Origin of the sequence: Paraclostridium tenue (assembly GCF_039521565.1) — a bacterium.
GTDB lineage: Bacteria > Bacillota > Clostridia > Peptostreptococcales > Peptostreptococcaceae > Paraclostridium > Paraclostridium tenue.
In genome coordinates this window covers 12,986-35,099 of the sequence record NZ_BAAACP010000020.1, presented here as the reverse complement: position 1 = coordinate 35,099, position 22,114 = coordinate 12,986, and the positions used below count along the sequence as shown (strand labels likewise).

At 26.7% G+C, this 22,114-nt stretch carries 34 protein-coding genes; 25 read left to right on the top strand and 9 right to left on the bottom strand.

Going from position 1 to position 22,114, the window contains the following annotated elements; genetic code table 11:
* The 7 genes from ABFX13_RS12850 to ABFX13_RS12820 all read left to right on the top strand — a co-directional run.
* On the top strand, positions 1–1,186 hold a 1,186-nt coding region (locus ABFX13_RS12850), incomplete at its 5' end, for a phage tail tape measure protein (RefSeq protein ID WP_346046663.1).
* Entirely contained in the window at positions 1,179–1,889 is a 711-nt protein-coding gene (locus ABFX13_RS12845) for a distal tail protein Dit (RefSeq protein WP_346046661.1), read from the top strand. The genes ABFX13_RS12850 and ABFX13_RS12845, both read left to right, overlap by 8 nt.
* Positions 1,889–4,423 carry a phage tail spike protein gene (locus tag ABFX13_RS12840; RefSeq protein ID WP_346046659.1) on the top strand — a complete coding sequence of 845 codons (2,535 nt, stop codon included), beginning with the start codon at positions 1,889–1,891 and terminating at the stop codon, positions 4,421–4,423. Before ABFX13_RS12845 ends, ABFX13_RS12840 begins: the two co-directional genes overlap by 1 nt.
* Before the next feature lie 70 nt (positions 4,424–4,493).
* Entirely contained in the window at positions 4,494–7,133 is a 2,640-nt protein-coding gene (locus tag ABFX13_RS12835) for an SGNH/GDSL hydrolase family protein (protein WP_346046657.1), read from the top strand.
* An 11-nt stretch (positions 7,134–7,144) separates the two neighbouring features.
* The gene (locus ABFX13_RS12830; protein WP_195923841.1) at positions 7,145–7,378 is read left to right on the top strand and encodes a hemolysin XhlA family protein; all 234 of its coding nucleotides are present in this window, start codon (positions 7,145–7,147) and stop codon (positions 7,376–7,378) included.
* 23 nt (positions 7,379–7,401) lie between these two features.
* Positions 7,402–7,890: a hypothetical protein gene (locus ABFX13_RS12825; RefSeq protein ID WP_346046654.1), complete on the top strand. Its 489-nt coding sequence runs from the start codon at positions 7,402–7,404 to the stop codon at positions 7,888–7,890.
* An 87-nt stretch (positions 7,891–7,977) separates the two neighbouring features.
* Entirely contained in the window at positions 7,978–8,763 is a 786-nt protein-coding gene (locus tag ABFX13_RS12820) for an N-acetylmuramoyl-L-alanine amidase (protein WP_346046652.1), read from the top strand.
* A 39-nt stretch (positions 8,764–8,802) separates the two neighbouring features.
* Here the strand turns inward: ABFX13_RS12820 and ABFX13_RS12815 are convergent, their stop codons facing one another.
* The 7 genes from ABFX13_RS12815 to ABFX13_RS12785 form a co-directional block, all read right to left on the bottom strand.
* Positions 8,803–8,997 (bottom strand): hypothetical protein, encoded by a 195-nt coding sequence (locus ABFX13_RS12815; protein WP_346046650.1) that lies wholly within the window; start codon positions 8,995–8,997, stop codon positions 8,803–8,805.
* Positions 8,998–9,366: 369 nt separating this feature from the next.
* Positions 9,367–9,549 (bottom strand): hypothetical protein, encoded by a 183-nt coding sequence (locus ABFX13_RS12810; RefSeq protein WP_346046648.1) that lies wholly within the window; start codon positions 9,547–9,549, stop codon positions 9,367–9,369.
* Between the two features lie 320 nt (positions 9,550–9,869).
* On the bottom strand, positions 9,870–10,184 hold the full coding sequence (locus ABFX13_RS12805) for a DNA-binding protein (RefSeq protein WP_346046646.1): 315 nt from the start codon (positions 10,182–10,184) through the stop codon (positions 9,870–9,872).
* A 108-nt stretch (positions 10,185–10,292) separates the two neighbouring features.
* The gene (locus tag ABFX13_RS12800; RefSeq protein WP_346046644.1) at positions 10,293–10,490 is read right to left on the bottom strand and encodes an AbrB/MazE/SpoVT family DNA-binding domain-containing protein; all 198 of its coding nucleotides are present in this window, start codon (positions 10,488–10,490) and stop codon (positions 10,293–10,295) included.
* Between the two features lie 12 nt (positions 10,491–10,502).
* A complete protein-coding gene (locus tag ABFX13_RS12795; RefSeq protein WP_346046642.1) occupies positions 10,503–11,792 on the bottom strand; it encodes a ParB/RepB/Spo0J family partition protein in 1,290 nt (429 codons plus the stop codon).
* 2 nt (positions 11,793–11,794) lie between these two features.
* Positions 11,795–12,547: a ParA family protein gene (locus ABFX13_RS12790; protein WP_346046640.1), complete on the bottom strand. Its 753-nt coding sequence runs from the start codon at positions 12,545–12,547 to the stop codon at positions 11,795–11,797.
* 151 nt (positions 12,548–12,698) lie between these two features.
* Positions 12,699–13,709: a hypothetical protein gene (locus tag ABFX13_RS12785; protein WP_346046638.1), complete on the bottom strand. Its 1,011-nt coding sequence runs from the start codon at positions 13,707–13,709 to the stop codon at positions 12,699–12,701.
* A 354-nt stretch (positions 13,710–14,063) separates the two neighbouring features.
* Between ABFX13_RS12785 and ABFX13_RS12780 the strand changes: the two genes are divergently transcribed.
* The gene (locus tag ABFX13_RS12780; protein WP_346046636.1) at positions 14,064–14,441 is read left to right on the top strand and encodes a hypothetical protein; all 378 of its coding nucleotides are present in this window, start codon (positions 14,064–14,066) and stop codon (positions 14,439–14,441) included.
* A 27-nt stretch (positions 14,442–14,468) separates the two neighbouring features.
* On the opposite strand, the gene ABFX13_RS12775 is transcribed toward ABFX13_RS12780, so the two are convergent.
* Positions 14,469–14,663: a helix-turn-helix domain-containing protein gene (locus ABFX13_RS12775; RefSeq protein ID WP_346046634.1), complete on the bottom strand. Its 195-nt coding sequence runs from the start codon at positions 14,661–14,663 to the stop codon at positions 14,469–14,471.
* A 118-nt stretch (positions 14,664–14,781) separates the two neighbouring features.
* Between ABFX13_RS12775 and ABFX13_RS12770 the strand changes: the two genes are divergently transcribed.
* Positions 14,782–15,372 carry a DNA methyltransferase gene (locus ABFX13_RS12770; protein ID WP_346046632.1) on the top strand — a complete coding sequence of 197 codons (591 nt, stop codon included), beginning with the start codon at positions 14,782–14,784 and terminating at the stop codon, positions 15,370–15,372.
* A gap of 229 nt (positions 15,373–15,601) precedes the next feature.
* Here ABFX13_RS12770 and ABFX13_RS12765 read toward each other — a convergent pair whose 3' ends face one another.
* Entirely contained in the window at positions 15,602–15,979 is a 378-nt protein-coding gene (locus ABFX13_RS12765; protein ID WP_346046630.1) for a helix-turn-helix domain-containing protein, read from the bottom strand.
* 168 nt (positions 15,980–16,147) lie between these two features.
* On the opposite strand from ABFX13_RS12765, the gene ABFX13_RS12760 reads away from it, so the two are divergent.
* The 16 genes from ABFX13_RS12760 (at position 16,148) to ABFX13_RS12685 (ending at position 22,098) form a co-directional block, all read left to right on the top strand.
* On the top strand, positions 16,148–16,306 hold the full coding sequence (locus tag ABFX13_RS12760; RefSeq protein ID WP_346046628.1) for a hypothetical protein: 159 nt from the start codon (positions 16,148–16,150) through the stop codon (positions 16,304–16,306).
* Positions 16,307–16,533: 227 nt separating this feature from the next.
* Positions 16,534–17,400: a rolling circle replication-associated protein gene (locus tag ABFX13_RS12755; protein ID WP_346046627.1), complete on the top strand. Its 867-nt coding sequence runs from the start codon at positions 16,534–16,536 to the stop codon at positions 17,398–17,400.
* Between the two features lie 10 nt (positions 17,401–17,410).
* On the top strand, positions 17,411–17,593 hold the full coding sequence (locus ABFX13_RS12750) for a hypothetical protein (RefSeq protein WP_346046625.1): 183 nt from the start codon (positions 17,411–17,413) through the stop codon (positions 17,591–17,593).
* Positions 17,594–17,617: 24 nt separating this feature from the next.
* Entirely contained in the window at positions 17,618–17,998 is a 381-nt protein-coding gene (locus ABFX13_RS12745) for a hypothetical protein (RefSeq protein WP_346046623.1), read from the top strand.
* A gap of 9 nt (positions 17,999–18,007) precedes the next feature.
* Complete coding sequence (locus ABFX13_RS12740) at positions 18,008–18,325, top strand: hypothetical protein (RefSeq protein ID WP_346046620.1); 318 nt, start codon at positions 18,008–18,010, stop codon at positions 18,323–18,325.
* Positions 18,326–18,347: 22 nt separating this feature from the next.
* The gene (locus ABFX13_RS12735; RefSeq protein ID WP_195923860.1) at positions 18,348–18,503 is read left to right on the top strand and encodes a DUF6906 family protein; all 156 of its coding nucleotides are present in this window, start codon (positions 18,348–18,350) and stop codon (positions 18,501–18,503) included.
* A 15-nt stretch (positions 18,504–18,518) separates the two neighbouring features.
* Positions 18,519–18,950: a hypothetical protein gene (locus ABFX13_RS12730; protein WP_346046617.1), complete on the top strand. Its 432-nt coding sequence runs from the start codon at positions 18,519–18,521 to the stop codon at positions 18,948–18,950.
* Between the two features lie 246 nt (positions 18,951–19,196).
* Complete coding sequence (locus tag ABFX13_RS12725) at positions 19,197–19,349, top strand: hypothetical protein (protein WP_346046614.1); 153 nt, start codon at positions 19,197–19,199, stop codon at positions 19,347–19,349.
* A 27-nt stretch (positions 19,350–19,376) separates the two neighbouring features.
* The gene (locus ABFX13_RS12720; protein ID WP_346046612.1) at positions 19,377–20,330 is read left to right on the top strand and encodes a phosphoadenosine phosphosulfate reductase domain-containing protein; all 954 of its coding nucleotides are present in this window, start codon (positions 19,377–19,379) and stop codon (positions 20,328–20,330) included.
* 24 nt (positions 20,331–20,354) lie between these two features.
* Positions 20,355–20,603, top strand: a complete 249-nt coding sequence (locus tag ABFX13_RS12715) for a hypothetical protein (RefSeq protein ID WP_346046610.1) — start codon at positions 20,355–20,357, stop codon at positions 20,601–20,603.
* A gap of 15 nt (positions 20,604–20,618) precedes the next feature.
* On the top strand, positions 20,619–20,873 hold the full coding sequence (locus tag ABFX13_RS12710; protein WP_346046608.1) for a hypothetical protein: 255 nt from the start codon (positions 20,619–20,621) through the stop codon (positions 20,871–20,873).
* Between the two features lie 142 nt (positions 20,874–21,015).
* Positions 21,016–21,228, top strand: coding sequence for a hypothetical protein (locus ABFX13_RS12705; protein WP_346046606.1), 213 nt, complete (start codon positions 21,016–21,018; stop codon positions 21,226–21,228).
* An 11-nt stretch (positions 21,229–21,239) separates the two neighbouring features.
* On the top strand, positions 21,240–21,416 hold the full coding sequence (locus tag ABFX13_RS12700) for a hypothetical protein (RefSeq protein WP_346046604.1): 177 nt from the start codon (positions 21,240–21,242) through the stop codon (positions 21,414–21,416).
* Positions 21,417–21,444: 28 nt separating this feature from the next.
* Complete coding sequence (locus ABFX13_RS12695; protein ID WP_346046602.1) at positions 21,445–21,630, top strand: hypothetical protein; 186 nt, start codon at positions 21,445–21,447, stop codon at positions 21,628–21,630.
* Between the two features lie 51 nt (positions 21,631–21,681).
* Positions 21,682–21,849, top strand: a complete 168-nt coding sequence (locus ABFX13_RS12690; protein ID WP_346046600.1) for a hypothetical protein — start codon at positions 21,682–21,684, stop codon at positions 21,847–21,849.
* Positions 21,850–21,906: 57 nt separating this feature from the next.
* Positions 21,907–22,098, top strand: coding sequence for a hypothetical protein (locus ABFX13_RS12685; protein ID WP_346046598.1), 192 nt, complete (start codon positions 21,907–21,909; stop codon positions 22,096–22,098).
* The last annotated feature ends 16 nt before the right edge of the window (positions 22,099–22,114 follow it).

The following is a 22,114-nucleotide window of genomic DNA, read 5'->3' as shown; positions in this document are numbered from 1 at the left end:
AAAAGGAATATTGACAGTAACTAAAGCTGTAGGTAAATTTGCAATTAGTATAGGTAAAACAGCTTTAAAAGGTGTGAAAGCTTTTGGAAAAGGAATATTAACAGTAACTAAAGCTGTAGGTAAATTTGCAATTAGTGTAGGTAAAACTGCTCTAAAAGGATTAAAGGCTTTTGGTAGAGTTTCTTTATCCGTAGCTAAGAATTTAGGGAGACTAACATTAACTATTTTAAAGAATACAGCTCAATTATCTAAAAATGGTTTTATGTGGCTAGGTAATAAAGCTAAAATGCTTGCTTGCAAAAGTGCTCAATTAGCTGTAACAGGAGCAACAAAAGCTATGACTTTAGCACAAAAAGCACTTAATTTAGCTATGAGAATGAATCCTATAGGACTTATAATAACGGCTTTACTAGCCTTAGGAGTAATTTTTGTTACTTTATATAATAAATGCGATTGGTTTAGAAATGGTGTAAATGCCGTATGGTCTAAAGTGAAAAATGTATTTATTGGATTTGCAAATTTCTTTAAAGGTGCTTTCCATAGAGACTTTACAAAAACATTTGGGTTATTAGGAGTTCCTCTTAATAATTTTTTTTCAATTGTAAATGCAATTTGGAATGGAATAAAAGGAGTTTTCAATGGAGTAATATCTTTTTTAAGTGGTACATTTACTGGAAATTGGAAAAAGATTTTTAGTGGACTTAGACAAATAATTTCTTCTATATTTGGAACTATAGGTGGAATTATTAAAGCTCCTATTAATGCTGCTATATCAGGAATAAATTCAGCAATAAGGGCAGTTAATAAAATTAGTTTTAATGTTCCGAGTTGGATTCCAGTTGTGGGAGGTAAACATTTTGGAGTTCATCTTCCTACAATTCCAGCACTTGCAGAAGGTGGTATAGTAACAAAAGCTACTATGGCATTAGTTGGAGAAGGTAAAGAACACGAAGCTGTAATACCTCTTTCTAAATTAGATAAATTAGTTTCTGATTCAGTACGAAAGGTTTTAAATAAAGAAAATAAACCAACTATAGAAAATACTAAAGAGCCTAAAATAATTCAAGTTATTCTTCAAGTAGAAAAAAAACAAGTAGCTGAAGCTATATTTGATGAATTTGGAACTTTAATAAGTAAAAATCAAAAAAGTAGAGGAATAGTCAGGGGGAAAATTCAACATGTTTAATAAATATTATTTAATATTTAATGATTTAAATTCATATGAAGATTTTGGATTAAGTATTGTAAAAAGACCTGACATTCCTAATCCAACTTTAAAGAAAACTACAAAAGAAGTTCCTGGTAGAGATGGTTTATTGTATGAAGTATTAGGTGGATATGAAGATATTGTAATTTCAGTTGAGTTTAATTTTATTGAAAAAATTAATATAAAAGAAAGATTTAGACAAGTAAAAGCTTGGATCAGTGGAATACAAAATGATAAATTAATTTTTAGTGATGATTTAGATTGGTTTTATAAAGTAGTTGATGTTAAGTTAAATGGTAATTTTGAAACTATATTAAGAATGAAAGGAAGCTTTAAAATAGATTTTACATGTAGAGCTTTTATGTATTCTATAGATGGAGATGAATTTGAAGAAATATATAATAACTATCAAATAGTAAATTATTATATGGAATCTAAGCCAATTATAAGAATACATGGTCTTGGAATGATTGATATAAATATAAATAATAAAAAGTTTAAAGTTGATGTAAATGAAGAAGTTTATATAGATAGTGAATTAGAATTAGCATATAAAACAGTTGATGATCCCTTTAATTTAATTGAAGGGGATTTTCCTGTTTTTGAAAAAGGAATGAATAAAATTAATTATTCAGGTAATGTTTTTAAATTTGAAATTAAACCTAGATGGAGGTGTTTATAATGCAATGTTACAAGGCATCTAATTCTAGTTTTGATAAAAATGGAGATATCAAATTACAGCCAATTAATGCAGTTTTAAGAATGGAGTTAAATGGCATTTGTGAAATTGAGTTTGAACATAATTTTGATAAAGAAGGTCGTTGGAAGAAAATAGAGAAGCTAGGGGTAATAAAATGCCCTGTTTGCTATTCTAAAAATAAACAGCTATTTAGAATATATGATATATCAAAAGGCATGTTCAGTTTAAAGGTAAAAGCTAGACATATATTCTTTGATTTAATTAGACATGTTATTTTAGATAGTCGAGCAGTAAATTGTAATGGTCAAAAGGCTTTAGATATAATACTAAAAGGAACTAAGTTTAAAGGACATTCAAATATAGATTTAAATACAACTGCTTACTTTGTAAGTACAAATGCAATTGCAGCAATAACTGGAGATAGTGATAATACATTTTTAAATAGATGGGGTGGAGAAATATCACTAGATAATTTTGATATATACATAAATGATAAGATAGGAAAATTACATAATAAAAAAGTTAAGTATTCTAATAATATGCTTGATTTAAATTTAGATGAAAATACGGATAATATTGTAACTAGAGTTTATCCAAAAGCATCAGATGGAATTATGTTACCTGAAAAATATATAGATTCACCTAATATAAATAAATATCCTTTAATTTTTGAAGATTATTTAGAAATGAATGATCTAAAATTAAAAAATGAAAATAGCAAAGATGATGATAATTCTTTTGAAACAAAAGAAGCATTATTCAAAGCAATGAGAAAAAGAGTTCAAGAGTATTTTGATAAAGGCATAGATAAGCCTAAACTTTCAGGTAATGTAGATATTGCATTACTTGAAAATACTGAAGAATACAAGGAGTTTAAAAATCTTGTAAATATAAGTGTTGGAGATATACTTCCAGTTGAACATTTAGACTTAGGTGTAAATATTTCAACTAGATGTGTAGGTTTAGAATGGGATATGATTACAAATAAGTATAACTCTATAACACTTGGCGAACTTTACACTGGATATTTTGATAAGCAAGATATAACAAGAGAAAAACTTGATAATATTTTAAATGAAAATGGAAGTGTTAGAGCTGAAACTTTACAAGGTATAGTAAATGCTTTTACTACAAAATTTAAAGCTCAAAGGGAAATAGCAGAAAAACAACATGTTAGAGCTATGCTTTTTGAAGATTTAAACCCTCAAAGTCCAACATATGGAGCCATGTGCTTGGGTAGTATGGGATTTGAAATTGCTAATAAAAGAACTAAAGATGGTAAGGACTGGGCATGGTCCACATTTGGAAGTGGTCAAGGCTTTGTCGCAGATCATATTGTAGCAGGTGTATTAAGTACTATATTAATTCAAAATTTAGATGGTAGTTTACAAATAGACCTATCAGGCAAAGATGGAGCTTTATTTAAAAATTTTGGAAAAGATGCTGTTAGAATACATAACAATTCGATTGATTTATTCAATTGGCAAAAAAATGGAGACTTTATAGGCTCTCTTACTGCATTAACTAGAGTTGAAGATGGTAAAGGTAATCCTGATAAACCTCTAATTGGACTTATCCATGATATAGATAGTGCTTTATCGATTGGTTATTTTACAAAGGAAGGCGAAAGTAAATCTTGCATAGAATGTGATAAATATAATATCTTAAAAAATAAAATAGGAAAGGCATTAAGAATATTTGAAGATATTGATTTTAACAATAATAATTTATATAGAGCTGTAATAAAAAGCCTAAATGATAAAAACTTTATAAATGTAACAGATGACCAACTATCGATTTCTTTTAATAATAAATATTATTTAGTTCTTTCAGATAAAGGAATAACTTTAGGTCAAGAAGGGGCTAGTTTAGTTATAAGTGATGGAAAGATTTTTCTGGAGGGCTCAATATTTGATAAAAATGGAAATTCAATAGGTGGCTCTGAGGGTGGAGAAATTGGTGGAGGTAGGGCATCAGCTAATATTATATATTATATAAAGGGTATAGAAGGATTTGCTCCAAATGTATATAGAGATTCAGTTGGTGTAAAAACTCTAGGCTATGGTATGACTGGAAGTGAATTAAATGGAGTTAGTACTCCAATGAGTGAAGATAGTGCGACAAAACATCTAACAAATAATTTAAATAGTAGCTATTATTCTAAAGTTTTATCAGTATTAAAAAGTAAAGGAGTAACTAATTTTAAACAAAGAGAAGTAGATGCTTTTACATCATTTGCTTACAACTTAGGAGTTGGAGCTTTTGCCAAATCTGAATTATTATCAAAATATGTAAAAGGTGAAAGAGGTGAATCAATACATAAAGAATTTAGAGAATATGTCCATGCAGGTGGAAAAGTTTCAGATGGATTAGTTAGAAGAAGAGAAGAAGAATGGAAAATTTTTAGTGGAAGCTCTGAAAAAATACATGGTTATAATTGTCCTCCTGAAATTGCAATAATTGGAGGTAGAGGAGTTGTAACTTCAAATAATGGTTATGGAGCTAAACCATATTAAATAAGCTTAGAACTTTGATAAGTTCTTTTTTTATGCAATAAATAAGTAAATGAAAAGGAAGTGTTTTTTTATGAAGGTAGGAAAAATTTATAATATAGATTTTGCAAAGGTAACAAAAATACCGAGATTTAAAGTTACATTAAAGACTGGAGATTCTAAAAGAATATTAAATCTTAGATTATTAGAAAACAATACACCTATTAATTTAAATCTTTTTAGAGTTACTGTAGCAGCAAAGAAAAAAGATGGTGGAAATATATTTAATGCTGTTACTATAACAGATCCTTTAAATGGACTTTGTAAAGTTGAATTAACTAATCAGATGTTAAATGGATTTGATTTACCTTGTGAGATTGTTTTATATGGAATTGATAAAACTGTTGCTAGTTCTAGTAACTTTGTTATAGATAAGGTTGAAAGTCTTAGGGATGATTATAGTATTGTTAGTAGTGATGAGTTTACAGCCTTAACAGAAGCTTTATCTGATGTAGCTTTTGTTAAGTTTGACTTGCAAAATAAAAGAGATAAGAACACTAAAATAAGCCAGTCAGATTTAGATACGTCAAGTGATTTAACTAAGATACAATTACATAATTTATCTGATTCTGTTCTTAGTGCAATGACTGGGAAAACTCCAGTTTCACCTATTTTAGCAAATAATAGTGTTACTCCTGAAAAGACGACTTTCTTTGAATTAATTAATAATAATTTATATGATAAAAGATTTGAAACTACAGGGCATTATGTATCTAATACAAATGGTGAATTAATTTCTGATAACAATTATAAAGCTAGTGATTTTATTTTAGTTCAAGAAGGATTTAAATATTATACTACAGATACTCACAATATAGCTTTTTATAATAAGGATAAGCAATTTGTATCAGGAGTTCAGGGTGGATTTACACGACCTATAGTAGTTCCAGTTGGTCAGTCTATAATGTATATGAGAGTTACGTTTAATAGTACTTCAAAAGCATATATTTACGAAAATGAAAATCCAGGAAAATATTATGAATATGGAGATTATACTTTAAAAATATCAGATCCAAAGTTTTTGCAATCAATTTTACAAAATACAGAAATTGAGCTAGATAATTATGAATTTGATTTAAATAAAATTTATGGAATTAAAGAAAAGAAAATAAATTTATTTAACAAAAATACTATAATTCAACACAGTAAGATTGATGAAGTTACTGGTAAAGTTGATTTAGTTCCTGGATTTGAATATTCAACAAGTGATTTTATGAAAATATCTCCTGATGATAATTATTGTGGTAGTGATAATTATCATCTAGCATTTTATGATAGGGATAAAAATTTAATAAAATTTTATACTGGTGGCTCTTGGACTAATCCAGTCAAAAGTCCTATAGATGCTTATTATGCTCGTATATGTGTAATGGGTGATGGTCAAACTCATATGTTTGTAAAAGGTGATAAACTACCATTAGAATATAAAAGTTATACTGATAGTATTGTAGAAATCTACCATAAAGGATTTAAAAAAGCTTTAGAAAGTTTACCTATAAAAGCTAAAGATTTACCTTTAGATACTTTAGAAGCTTTTAAATACGACAGAATAAACTTATATAATAAAGATGATGATTATGTTCCTAATACTGCTGTAGATTATACTAACGGTGGTACTATTGAAGCAGAAGGGTACACAGCATCTAGTTTTATAGAAATTGAACCAGGTAAAAGTTTTTGTTGTACTAGAAACTTCCACAGAGCTTTTTATAATGATAAAAAAGAATTTATAAGTGGTAATGTAGGTAATACATGGACAAGCCCTTTTGTAGCTCCTGAAGGTGCTAAATTTATAAGAGTAACTTTTTATGCTAATGATCCTGAAGCTATGTTTGTAGAAGGGACTTCATTACCATCTAAATATATACCTTATTCATATAAGATATTAAACTTTACAAATGAGCCTGATAGAAAATCTTTTTTAAAAGCATTAAAAGTAGATGGATCTAGCAAACTGCAAAATATAAAATGGAATGTTCTAGGTGATAGTATAACAAGTATAAATTATTCTAGACCTAACTGGTGGGAAATTTTATCTAGAAAACATAATATGAAAGTTAATAATTACGGTATAAGTGGAACAACTTTAGCACATTCAGATGATAGACATTTATTTGATTATGATTTTAATAAATTAGATGCAAATAAAATAGGATATAAAAAAGATGATTCTTCTACATGGAAAACTGGGAACTGTATAGTTGAAAGATATTTAAAAATGAATGATGATGCAGATATTATAACGGTAATGGCAGGAACTAATGACAATGATGTTGTTTTAGGAACTCCAACAGATACAAAGACCGATACTTTTTACGGTGCTTGTAATACTTTATTTGAAGGGTTAATTAAAAAATACCCTGAAAAAGTAATAGGAATATTTACACCTATTCAAACTGAAAATTGTTATAAAACAAATATAGTCGGTGATGTTGGAAAAGCTTTAGATTCTAAACCTCCAACAGCGACTATATCACTACAATTAAGAGCTGAAGTTATAAAAAGAGTTGCTAAAAGATTTGGTTTACCAGTTCTTGATTTATTTAATGAAAGTGGATTTAATGGGGTAGGTGATAGAGCGAAATATATGTATAGGGATGGATTACATCCTTCTAACGCAGGACATGAAAGATTAGCATCTTTAATAGAAAACTTTTTAATAAAAATATTATAAGGAGTAAATTTATGAATGAAGAAGTAAAGGATCATATGTTAGAGGTACATGAAAGACGTATAAATAATCATTCTGAAAGAATAGATAGATTAGAACAAAGTTATGCTAAAATGGCTGTTCAAATAGAAAATTCATGTAAGAGTATAGATGGACTCGTAAGCGCATTAAAATGGGGCTTAGGCTTTATTTGTAGTGGTGGTGTAGGGTTCTTTTTTTATGCAATACAAAATCATATATTTAAATAAAATCAAGAAAGAAGGAATGAAAAATGGATAAAATTTTAGACCCAATTTTAAGTGCTTTAGGAGTAGCTATAGCTGGTGTATTAGTTGTAGTTATAAAAAGTGTAGGAGAAGTTGCAAGAGAATTTATAAAAATTAAAATTGAAGCAGCAGAACAAAAAATAAAGTTTACTAAATATAATGAAGTTATTGAAGTTGGAAAAAATATTTGGAATATAGTTGAGGAAAAATATAGAATTACTGATAATATAGAAACACTTGCTGAATCTAAAGCAAAAACATTTGATAAATTACTTTTAGAAAAGTTTCCTCATTTAACTGAAAAAGAATTAAAAGAAGTAAGACAAGCTATAGCTGGAGAATACAATAAAGGTAAATCTATGTTACATGAAGAAAGTTTAAGACAACAAGCTACTCAATTAATAGAGGAAAATAATAAATTAAAATCAGAAAAAAATGCATTAGATACTAAGTTAACAGCTATATCTAATTATGTACCAACAGAAAATAAATAGTTGATAAAAGGCAATAACTAAGACTTTTGATAGTCTTTTTTTATTGCCTTTTAAAATATAAAAATATAATTTTAGGAGGATTTTATTATGAGAACAAATATGACGGATGCAGGACATGGTGGTAAAGATAGTGGAGCTCCAGGATTACATGGATGCTTAGAAAAAAATATAGTTTTAGAAGTATCAAATAAAGTAAATGATTACTTAAAAACACAAGATATAAAAAATATAAATACAAGAACTACAGATATATTTTTAACTTTAAATGAAAGAAGTGATAAAGCTAATAACTTAGGAGTAAATTCTTTTGTATCTATACATTGTAATAGTTCAGATGATCCAAAAGCTCACGGATTAGAAATATTCTGTTATAAGTTTAAATATAGACAATTAGCAGATTGTATTTTAGAAGAAATCAAAAAAGAAGGTTTATATACTCAATTGAGAGAAGGAGGAGTTAAGGAAGATAATCTACACGTTGTAAGAGAAACTAATATGCCTGCTTGCTTAGTTGAGTTAGGTTTTATAACTAATGAAAAAGATTATAATTTAATAATGAATAATAAAGATAAATTTGCCAAAGCAATAGCAAAAGGAATATGTAAATTTAACGGAGTTACTTGGAAAGAAACAACTGGACCATCAAGCGAAGGGTTTAAAAATGGAGATTACTCAGGGAGAAAAGCTAGAGTAATTGCAGATGTGTTAAACGTAAGATATGATAGAGGAACTCAATACAATGTTATAGGACAAGTTAAAAATGGTGATATAGTGAACTTACAATACTGTTTAAATGGATGGATAAGTATAGAAGGATTTAAAGGCAATAAGGGTCTTGGATATGTCAGCTCTAAGTATTTACAAATAATTTAACTTTCCTATTTTTTAAAAGGTGCTCCCTGGGAGCACCTTTTAATTTTCTTCTTTTTCTAATTTTTCTAATATTATTTTATTCCCATCAAAAGTCATTTTCATTTCTCTATTTTCTTCATCTATACCCATTTCATCAAGCCAAGGCATAGGAAGCCCTATATTAGCTCTTTTTGCTCCCTTGGATGCATTACCACCTACTTTTGAGATACTTACATTTCTTTTTCTGATTTCCATTAAATAACCTCCCACTTGAATATAGATAATAAAATTGATATTATAGTTATATCAAAGATTAGCTACAACCTAACTTTGATACAATTTTTTTATGGTTAAGATTAAAATTGCTATCCAACCGAATAAGAAAATTGGTTTAAAGGTGCTCCCAGGGAGCACCTTTTTACTTTGAGGAAATTAAAAGTTATTAGTATCTCCTTAAAGCAATCCAATTACTGCTTTTATAGCTAATACTAAAAAGGCAATTAATCCAATTACTACAATAATTTTTGAAAATAGTTTCAAATAAATATTTTTCATATTGATTATAAAGGATAAATTAATTTTTTTAACAAGGAAGGTTAGCTACAACCTAACCTTCCTATTTAGTTAAAACATTCCTTTTATGGTTAAAATTAAAATTGCTATCCAACCGAATAAGGAAATTAATTTAATTACAAGTTTTTCTATTAAGTCTAGTATTTCGAAAAACTCTTCAAATTTATCCTTCATTACCTCACCTCCTATAATTATATTATATACTATTGCACTGCAATAGTCAATACTTTCCATAAACTTTTTCTTATTTTTTTCAAAAAAATATGCTCCCGGGGAGCACCTTTTAAAATTCACTAAATTGTTAATAACTTAGTGAATTTTGTTGATAAGTCATATTATTTTGTTTATAAATTCAGTTTTTCTGTTGATGCAGTTAATTGTAACTGACATAAATCCATAAACCCCTTGAAAATACTAAACGGCATAAAACTGTATGTTTTATGTCATGAAAAATCAAATAAAAAAAGTTTGGTCCCGACATCAATTTCGGTACCAAAAAAGACATGAAAGTATTACTTTCATGTCTAAAAAATGTGCTCCCGGGGAGCAACTTTTTAATATAAATTATTTTTATTATTTATAACTCTACTTATAGTTGCTTTACTCCAACCCGTTTCTTTCGATATGTAACTATAAGTTTTCCCTTCTTCTTTTAGTTGTTTTATTCTATCTATATCTTTATTTGGAATCTGCTTTTGCTTAATTTTAAATTTATTACTAGATCTTATTGTGTTAATTTCTTTTTCTAGTTCTTTTATTTTTAAATTTTTAGAATTTAATATATTTTCATAGTATGCAACCATATCATTATATTGTTTAATATATTTGAAAGTCCAATTGTATTCATTCTTTTTTAGTTTCTTGAACATGTAACACCTCTTTTAAATTTTTTAATATCATATTAAACAATTTCTATTTTAAATTTAGAAATCCTTTTAGCATTCAAATAAAAAAGATGCTCACGGGGAGCATCTTTTTTATTCATCATCTTTATGTGGTTCTATAGTTATCTTTTTACCATCAAAAGAAGTTTTTACTTCTCTATTATCAGGAGTAATTCCTAGTTCTTTAATCCACTTAACTGGCAGTGTGATTCTTGTTGATACAGAACCTTTCGAAGCATTTCCTCCTGGTTTGGTAAATAATATTTTTAATTTTCTTATTTCTTTATTCATATTTTAAACCTTCTATTTAATTTTTTCTTGATTTATATATATATCAATTTGTTCATTTAAAAATATTAATTCGTGCTTTAAATTTTCGACTTCTTTAATTGTGCTTTCATCTATTATTTTGTTGTTAGCTAATAGTCCAGTTACTTTACTCATATCTTTTCTTACACTTTTTAATCTTAATTTCAATTCATGATTTATAGTTAAATTTTCACTTTCTTTTTCTTTTTGTCCTAATTCGTGTTTTAATTTTTTATTTTCTTTTTCGAATTTAGATATTACTTCTTTAGTTTTTTCATTTACTATATTTTCTATGTTTTTAATATTTCCTTCTTTTTTTAATTCCTTTTCTAGTTTTTCCTTTTCTTGCTCTAAAATTTTCTTTTCTTCTTCTAATTTTTTTAATTGCTCTGCTTTGAAATTATTTTCTGAATCTAATTGAGTTTTTAATTCAGACTTTACTTTATTTATTTCATCATTTAATATTTGAGTATTTTTTTCATTAGTTTGTTTTAATAATTTTATATCTTCAATATATTCATTTTGTTTTTTCAAGAGATCTTCTTTATCTTTTTCAATTTTTTTAAATTTTTCTTTTAATTCATTTGCTTCTTTCTTACTTATGTTAACTTCTTTATTTATAATATCTAAAATTATTCTTTGATTTTCTTCGCTTAAAGTAGCAAATTCATTAGCATTTGATATGCTTAAATTTCCCTTATCTAATAAATCTCGTAACTCTTGTATAAGTCCTTTGCTTATAGTTGCATATCTTCCTACTTGAGCAGGGCTTAGTCCGGTATCTTCTGAAATACGTTCCCTGATTCTCCCTACTTTTTCACCTTTATTTTTCTTTATATTATAAAGTTCTGTTAGTCTTTCGATTTGCTTTAATCTATCTGATTCTGTAAGTTCTCTACTTTGTGCGTTTGCTTGTATTAAAACTATTTCAGCATCTAGATCATTTAATGTCTTAATTTTACATGGCACTAACTTTAAGTGATTTTCACCTTTATCTATCAATTTTTTTATAGCTGTATATCTTCTTTCACCACTTATTAACTCATATTTGTTATTTTCAATAGGTCTAACCACTAAATTGTGGTTAAGACCGTTGAGAGAAATATCCTCAGCTAATTCATCTATGTTAGAAATTTCGTAAAAGTTTTTTATATTTGGGACTATATTATCTATATCTATATATTCAAATTTAAAATTATCTTTTGCTTCTAAAGTCACGACTTTTTCTGTATTCTTTGATATGCTACTTAACATACCTTCACTTATACTGAATTTTTTAGCCATAATTAAAACACCTCTTTTACTAAACATCTATAATCTTTACTTGCATTTGAATTTTTCTTGTATTGAACAACTGGAACTTGTTCGAAAGATGCTTCTGTAACTGATACATTTTGTCTAATAGATGTATCAAACATTTTTTCTTTTAATATGCTTTTTAAAGCCTTTTTTATTTCTTTATTTACAGTTGTAGCTGTATCCATAGTAACAAAACAACCTTTAAATTTTAACTTTGGATTAAATTCTTCTTTTATCTCTTCTATGCTTTCAAGTAAATATTCTAATCCATCTAAAGCAAACTTGTCTATTTTTATAGGTACAATCACTTCATCACTTGCTACTAATGCATTTACAGTTATCATATTCAAACTTGGTGGACAATCTATTATGCAATAATCATATTTTCCTGATACTTTTTCTAAGATATTTTTAAGTCTATTTTGTTGACTTCTAGTAACGTCTAAAAGTATTTTCTTTTCCGTAAATGCTAACTTAATATTTGCTGGTAATATGTCTATATTTTTATATTCAGTTTCTTTTATTACATTTTCTATATCTATACTTTTGCTTAATAAAACATCTGAAACACTAAGATTATCTATATCATAAGATTTAAAAGCCATTGTTAAATTTGATTGAGCATCTACATCTACAATTAAAATTTTTTTACCTTCGTCTGCTAAAATCGATGCTATATTTATAGCTGATGTTGTTTTAGCAACTCCGCCTTTTATATTTAAAATACTGATTTTTTTCATTCTAATTCACTCCCTCTTCTTAGTTATATCTTAATTATAACTTATTGGGTACGAATAGTCAATATATAGTTTAAGATTAAAAGGTGCTCCCAGGGAGCATCTTTTAGTTGCTTAATCTATATATTGACTAATTATATAACTTACTATATTTTTACCAATTCCAGTCATCAGTTTTCTTATTGCTTGATACGTTAGCTGCAAATTGGTCAAAGAACTCACTGTCATATTGATCTAATGAATCTTCAAAGTTATGGAATTGATTTTTCCTTGGTTCAGTAAATTTTCCTTTTTGACTATCTTTAAGTTTTTTTTCTAATTCTTCTTTTTCATATTTCTTATAAGTTTGATTAATTTCGTGTGCAGTAGTTGTTTTTCTAGTTGAAGTAGATCCTTTCTTCTCAATTTTATTTTTTTTAGGTTTATAGTTTTCTTTAGCTTTTAAATATGCATCTAACGTTAGAATATTATCTTTTAAAAGATTGTTAATTGTACCAACTACATATCTAAAAGTTTTACCTTTGTTTTTAGCATCAACTATTATTTGTTCAAATAAATCTAGTTCTAATTTTTCTTTTATCGATTCTATGTATTCTTTATTTTTATTAGTTAGAGAAAAGTTATCTTTTGCTATACATACATACATACATACTTTATTTAAATAGTTATTATAATAGACCCCTGTTTTACCAGACCCTGGATTTTCCCCCTCTGGAACCAGGGGTGGATTTTCCACCTCTGGAATTTTGCTACTATCATTCTTTAATTTATTAATCTTACTCTGAGGTATATTAGGGATTATAGATCCGTCATCTTTAACAATTAAAGAGTGGTGTGTTGTAAGATTAGGTTCGTCTAAAAGTTCATACTCATATATAAATTTACCGTTTTCAGCTTTGATTTTATATTGCTTTAAATATCCAGCTTTTTTTAATTCGTTCCAAACTCTTTTGAATTTATCGTCTTTATAACCACAAAAATGTTGTAAGTTTTTTTTACTAACAATAAATTCTTTATCAGTACCTTGTGTGTTTATTTCTAAATCTATACAAGCTTGGATTGTTGTATATAGACCTGTAAGTTCTAGATTTTTATTATTGAATATTATAGAATTGTAAACCTCTGTGTATTTTTTTTCTTTTCTTCTAAATTTTAATCTTGTCATTTTTAATATCCTCCCAATTTTAAAAAGCCTTGATATTATATATATCAAGGCTGAGAGAACAAATTTAAGTACACTAAATAAGTTTATGTAGTTGAAATATTACCGTATATATGATAATATAATTACATAAAATTAAATATACAAAAAATAAGTCTACAAGCTACTTGATATGTACCAGATATCATTTAGTGACTATTTATGGTTTGCCGACCTTAAATAGTCAGTAGGCTTTTTTTATGTTTAATTTTAATTTAATCATAAATCTATTTAGTTATTTTGTCAAACAAAAATTAATTTTACCGATAAATTATAGTATAATTTAAAGTATTACAATGTACTATAATGGAGGAAATTATGAAGAAAACAATCTATTCAATTATTTTAATCTCGACTATAAGTTTATTAGTAGTGGGATGTGGTGATAAAACAATTTTAGGTAAAGCTCATGAAGAAAGTGTAACAAATGGAGCAGGAGAAGAAATAGGAAAAAGATTAGTTATAGAAAGTAGTGACAAAGATATAAAGGATAAAGATATAGTAAAGTTTTACGATGAAACTGTAAAAGGAAATGAATATAAATATATAACTGTAGATTTTGGAAATGGAGAAGGTCTAGTATTTAATGATGATGAAAGTTTTATTAAAGGTAAGATTGATGAAGATGGTATGATAAGCAGTACAGAAAAGTTAGGTCAAATTAAAGAAGATAAAGTAACGTATCAAAAAGATTAGAGATTTAAAATCTCTAATCTTTTTTGATTATTTACCATTTAACCAATTTAAAAATAAATTTAATTCGATTTTATAAAGCTTACAAATTTTTTCTACCAGTTCAATTTTTAAATTAGTTCTTTTTCTTGACTCAATTAAAGATAAATATGTATTATCTATATTTAAAATTCTTGATGCTTCCTTTTGGCTTATTCTTAATAATTTTCTTCTCTCTCTTAGCATTATTTTCCAACTCCTTTGAAAATTCAGAACAGGCAGTCGAAATTTGTCGATAAATGACTAAACTTTGACTGCCTGTCAATTTTTTTGTGATAAAATTAAATTCAGGAGGTGGTAAGGTTTGGAAAAAATAAAAATGTATGATTTACACCATGGAGATTGTATAGAGATTATGAAGAAAATCCCAAATGAAAGTGTTAGTTTGATTTTATGCGACCTACCATATGGAACGACTTCATGTAAATGGGATAGTATAATCCCATTTGAAGATTTGTGGGAACAATATAATAGGATTATTAAAAAAAATGGTGTAATAGTATTGTTTTCGGCTCAACCATTTACAACTAAACTAATTAATTCTAATATTAAGAATTATAGATATAGTTGGTATTGGATAAAAAATAAGGCTACTGGTTTTGTATTTGCTAAACATCAACCTTTACGGAAGGTAGAAGATATAAATGTATTTTATAAAACTAAGCCCATGTATATTCCACAAGGTCTTATAAAATTAGATAAACCGAAATTAAAGAAAAGAAAAAACAAGAAAACAAATAATGATACTATTTATCATGAAGATAGCTTAATGAAAGAGCATATAGTTGAATACACTAATTATCCAAATAATTTATTATATTTTAATAAAGAATATAATACAGTTCATCCTACTCAAAAACCAGTGGATCTTCTTATGTATTTTTATTGGGATTGAATTAGATAAAAATTATTTTGAATTAGCAAAAGAGAGAATTGCAAGGGAATATTTTGAAAATATCTAAATTATAGGAGCAGCTAATATGAAACAAGAATATGATATAAAATCTCAAATTAAAGATAATATAGATAAAATAGAGAATTATGAAGTTTTAAAGTTTATACATAAGTATATACAAAAAGTTAAAGAAAAATAAAAAAAGAGATAGATGTTACTATCTCTTTTTTTATTTCTCTTTTTTTTGTAATTGCTTTAAGCCTTTTGCTAAGTTTTCAATTAAATCTAAATGGTCATCATCTAACTCATTTAATTCTAAAATTAATTTTTTTAATTTAGGAGCTTCATTTACAGTTAAAGAAGCGAATATATCAGCTAATATATTTTCCTCTTCACTTGTGGAAAAATATTTATCTCCTATACCATTTACTAACCATTCTTTGTTTACTTTTAATTTATCGCAAAAATGATTAATAAATAGCTCGTTTGGAACTACTCTACAATTTTCAATACTTGTAATTGAATCCCTGGTTAAACCAAGCAAAGCACCTAATTGTTTTTGAGTAAGGTTTTTATCCTTTCTTACTTCTCTTATTCTGTTATTCATAATCTCTTATTCACCTCAAAATAAATAATATCATAGTTTAATGTGTAATTCAACACATAAAAATATAAAAATAATAATTTTTTTAACTAAAAGTGTTGTAATTCACATTAAATTTATGTATGATATGTATATAAACACATAAATTTAACAAAAAAGGAGTTGTTGTGTGTGGATAAACACATCAGAATTTTAAAAATAATGGAAGACTTAAAAGAATTAGATGATGATAAATTACAAATTGTTCAAAAAGCTGTTGATTCTTGTTATGTAGTACAGAAGCTAAAAAGCATTCCTATAGATTCAGAATTTTTAAAACAAATAAATTAAATAGAATACTAGAATGTTTTTTATAAAAAGTAAAGCTAAGAGTAGTGGAATTGAAAATAAGTAACTAGGCTTATGGGTTTAACTTTTAAATTAATAAGTAAGAATGTAAGATTTAAATTCATAAGCCATAAAAAAATAAGAGCATAGGCTCTTAAATAGGCTTGTAATAAGTATTAACAAATCAACCATGTTTATATATAAAACTAAAGTAATAGGTGAATTAAAATATGAGGGACAAAAGAAAGAAGTTTATAGATAGTGATTATGAAAGGTTACATACAAGAGTATTAGAAGCAGATATAGATGAAGCTGAAATAAATCAAATTATAGATGTAAGAACTAAATGCTCATATGTAACAAAAACTATAGATAGTGGATTTATTAGAGAGATAGAAACATATCCAATGTATTTGAAATCAGAAATGCCTAAAGAGTGGAAAATAAAAAAGAACAAGGAAACTCAAAGGAATTTAAATAATAAGAATGCACAAAAGAACTTCATAAGAAAAATTAATACTAATTTTACCGATGGAGATTTTTTTATAACATTTACATATTCTGATAAGAACTTACCAAAGGATCATAAACAAGCTAAAAAAGATATGCAGAATTTTATAAGAAGAATTAAACGGTTAATTAGTAAAAAAAAGTTAGACGTGGAACTTAAATATATATATGTTACAGAGCACTCAGAAGGGATTAAGGGTATTAGATGCCATCATCATATGATAATGAATTCTATATTATCCATAGAAGAGGTAGAAAAAGCCTGGAAGCTTGGAAGAAGAAATAACATAAGAAAATTAGATACAGATGAACTTTGGTTAACTGGATTAGCTACGTATCTATCAAAAGACCCAAAAGGGAAAAAAAGATGGTGTAGTAGTAAAAACTTAAAAGAGCCACGTATAACTAGAAATCACTCAAAATTTAGTAAGAAGAAAATAAATAACATGGTTAGATTTAGAGATTTAGTAAAAGAAGAAATGGAAAAAGCGAATCCAGGATATGTATTTATAGATCATGAGATTTACTTAAATGAACATAATGGAAAGCCTTACATATATGCAAGAATGAGAAAGTATAAAGAATGAGGTGATAGATTTGGGAAAAGTAAAACTTAAAAATACAAATTGTTTATTTGCTGTAGATGGAAAAGTATGTACTCACGAAAATATTTGTGATAAAGAAGCTTGCTCTACTAGAACATTATTAAAAGGTTATTCAAACTGTGTTTTTCTTTATTCTGAAGAAAAAGCTAAAGAGTATTTTAAAGAAAATAAATAAATTCATATAAAGGAAGTATGAAATATGCTAACTAAGAATGAAAAATCAATAGCCTCAAAGATAGCGAAGGACTTGTTAAAAGAAGGAATGGTATGGGGCGAAGAATTAGAAGAATATGCAAAATTGAATGCAAAAGGATTGATGAAATTTAAAAGTGATGAACATTACTTAGAATTTGAAAATCATTTATTAAACATGGTTGAAAAGGAAATATCTAAAGAAATACTAGCAAAAGTTAATGATATAGAATTAAAATTTACTGATGTGAAAAGTGCAGCTAAAACAACTGGGGTTAGCGTGAATTTTTTATATAGTAATTTAAGAAAATGTCGTGAATGTTCAATAGTTAAAAATGGTGTAAATGTAAGATTCGAAAAAATAAAACCAAAATTGAATTTAATATAGGTGAAAACAATGAGTATAACAGAAAGTGCAATAGAACTAATAGGGATTGTTAATGAGATATGTCAAGAGAAGGATTTAGATATAAAAGAAATTATAGAGAACAAAGATTATGAATTTTATGAGATATGGAAAGAAGCAGGAAGAAGATTTGATGATATTAAGCAGCCTATAGATGATGATTGTAAAAAGTGCAAAAGATATGAAACTAACATAAAAGATTTAGAGTTGCTTTTAGATAGAAAGAAAAAAGACTGGGATGGAAAAGGAAATTTAGTACAAGATGCAGTTATCATAGGGCTAGATATGGCATTAACAATGTTGAGATAAATTTATAGGAGAGAGATAGATAATGAAGAAGCTAAAGAAATTAACTAGAAGACAAAAGAACTTGTTAGCAAACAATGGATTTGATTTTATGCAGTATTTATTAGAAAGACAGGACCATAACAGTTTTACATTTGTACATAGAGAAACAAAAGAAGTATTAAAACTTAATTTTAAATAATAAGGAGTGATTGAAGTGTTTGTTGTAAGTAAATATAGACACGAAACTATTTTAAAAGAAAAAGAAGAAGAACATAAGCAACGATTAAAGCGTAAAGAAGATCAATGCAGACACTTTTTACGAATTAAAGACGATACAATATCAAAGTTAGAAAATGAAAAAGATAAATTAAAAAGTGAATTGGAATCAAAATCAGATGTAGAAAAAGAAATACAGGACCTAAAAAGTAAGCTTGAAGAAGCTAATAGAAAAAATGAAAAATTAGAAAAAGAAAAGAAAGATTTACAGTCTAAAGTAAATTTAAGTATCATAGCTAAACACCAGCTACAATCGCTATGTATATGTAAATTAGATAAGAAAAACTTTATGTATTCATTTGATTTAACACCAGTGCATATTAGTGTATCTGGTAGAAAAGTTTATGATATAGCACAATTGTTAGGATAGGAATAAAATGAAAGATTTGTATATATTTTTAATTTATTTGACTTTTTTATATGGAGGCATAGAAATATTAGCATATATAGCTGATAAGAGGGGGAGTAGAAATTGAATATATTGGGAGCTAGAGAAAATAAATGCCCTATTTGTGATGGGATAGTTTATAAATTGAAAACCAAATTAGGAATATTTTATCAATGTTCTAACTGTGGATGTATGCACAAATAGTTAAGAAAATAGGAGATGAATCTAATGAAAATACATGTGATTGCTTGTCCAAATTGTAAACAAGCTGATTGCTTAGAAAAGGACAAAGAATTTGAATCTAATAAAACATTTGAATGTGAGTGTGGAGAAGAGTTTATTTTAGATGAAGCTGAGACTATTGAACTAGAAAGAAAATAAATTTAAATGAAATAGGTGAGTTTTGTGTTGTTAAAAGATATTTTAAAAATAAGACAAGCATATCCGTTATGGATGAAGGAAGCTATAACTAAGAATAGGATAAATCTAGCAATAGATCTATATGGTAGAGAGGGGTTATATGTTTCATTTAGTGGAGGGAAAGATTCTACAGTATTACATTATCTAGTAGCAGAAGTTGAATTAGAACGTTTTGGAGATATAAAAATTCCAAGAGTGTTTGTAGATACTGGATTGGAATTTCCTGAGTTGAAAGAATTTGTATATGAGTTAAAAAAAGAATTAGGCGATATATTAATAATTTTAAGACCGCCTATGAACTTTAGACAAGTTTTAGATAAGTATGGATATCCACTTATATCAAAATCGCAGGCTATGGCTATTAGGAAGTTAACTACACAAAACCTTAGTATTAAATATAGAAATAAATTACTTTATGGAGATGAAAAAGGAACAGCAGGTAAATTAAGCAATAAATGGCACTATTTATTAGACGGTAAAATTAAAATAAGTGAACAATGTTGTGATGTTATGAAGAAGAGACCTTTCCATAAATATGAAAAAACAACAGGAAGAGTGCCAATAACAGGAGTTATGGCAAATGAAAGCAATAATAGAACTATAAGATATGTTAAAGATGGTGGATGTAATGCTTTTAATAATAAAAGACCACAAAGTAAACCTCTTAGTGTTTGGTTAACAACAGATATATTAGAATATTTAAAAATACATAAAAAAAGATATTGTGAAGTTTATGGAGATATTACTGAAAAGGATGGAATATTAGTAACCACAGGAGAACAACGTACTGGATGCATTTTCTGTGGATTTGGAGTAACTCTCGAAAAAGGAGAGAATAGATTTCAAAGGTTAAAAAGAACACATCCTCAATTACATTCATATTGCATGGATCATTTAGGAATGAAAGAGGTTTTAGATTATATAGGAGTAGAAAGTGAATAAAAACTATTAAAGGAGATATTTACAATGTATATAAAGGAATGTGAGTATTGTGGTAAAGAGTTTAAAACAACTCAACCTAATGCTAAGTATTGCGGTAAATATCACGCTGGCAAAGCTAGAGCAAAAAGACAAGCAGCTAATAAAATGAATAAAATAACATCTATTTGCGTTTGCTGTGGAGAAGTGAAGGAGCTTATAGATGGATACATATGTAAAAAGTGTCTAAATAACTTAGAAATGTATGTTGAAACTACTACAAATGCTTGTGATTGAAAGTAAGGTGATTTAATGAAATATGAAAATTTAGTTAAAGGAAATGAGATAAAAAAAGAAATAGATAGATTAGAGAGTTTTATACGTGTAGCTGAAAAGGTATGGACTGGAAAAATAATAAAAGAAAAGACTAGATATATATTTAAAAGTAGTGCATATGGTTGGTTTGAAGAACAATCATTTCACTTGAATAATAAGTTAAAAAACAAAGTATTAGATGTTCTAAGAAATGAATTAGAAGAATTAAAACTAGAATTAGAAAAGTTATAAATAAAAAGTATTTAAGGAAGTATGTATAGTATGAATAACAGAGAACGATTATTTGCTATGATAGCTCCATTTATAGCACTGTTTTTAATAATTGCATTAAATATATTTGTACAAGCTATGATTAGTTAAGGAGTAAGGTTATATGAAGATTAAATTAAATGAAAAATCAGTTGTTCAAATTGATTCAGAATATAAAAAAGGAAATAAGTTATATTGCGGACAAGTAAAATGCAGTTATAAAGAAAGTCTTGTAAACTGTGTTGATTGCAATATAAATCATATTCAAGAAAAGAACAAAAAGGGTAATTTTATGTGGGTTAAATATACAGATATAAAACATTTATTAATAGACTAAGAGGTGATCATATGAAAAAATTTAATATCGATGTATCAGTAAATGGATGGGAATATACAGGATATTATAAAGTTAAATGTGAAAAAAATGTAAAAAGGGTAGAGGGTAGCGAAGAGAAAATTTTAATTGATGATAAGATTGAAATTGACTTTGGAGAGGAAGTAGGAGCAATAGAAGAAATTAATTAAATGTAATTTTTATTTAAGGAGAAAAAAGATGGGAAGAAAGATTGAATATTATTGTGATTGTTGCAATAAACAAGTAAATAAAGAAGAAGATTTAACTACAATTGAAATAACTTTTGGAAGTACAGAAGGAATACAACATAGAGATGTATGTTTTGATTGTTGGAAAGAATATACGAATAAAATAGCGGAAGTAGCAAAAGAATTGTTTAAATAAAATAATTCTTTTATACAAAATATAATTTTTATTTATGTTTGGAGGGTTAATATGAAGTCAAGATATAAATTAAAAGATGTTGTTTGTGATTATGGAATATATGAAGATGATAAATTGATTTTAATATTAAATGATTATATGAATGCTAAATACATATTAGATATATTAAGATGTGATGAACAAAAGAAAAGATATCCAAACATGGTTACTATGAGATAGATTAAATAAAATAATTCTTTTATATAAAATATAATTTTTATTAAAAAGGAGAAAAGTATGGGAGAAGAAGAAAAAAAAGAATTAGCTAGAAAAGTAGCACCATCTACACAATTATCAACAAGTCAAGTTCTTGGAATTATAAATGAAATTATTAATATACAAAAATATGGTACTTGCATTGAGTTTAAAATAGATGAAGATTATATACATAGAGTTATTTGGGTTAGAACTGTGGCGGGAATATTATAAAAATAAATAAAATAAT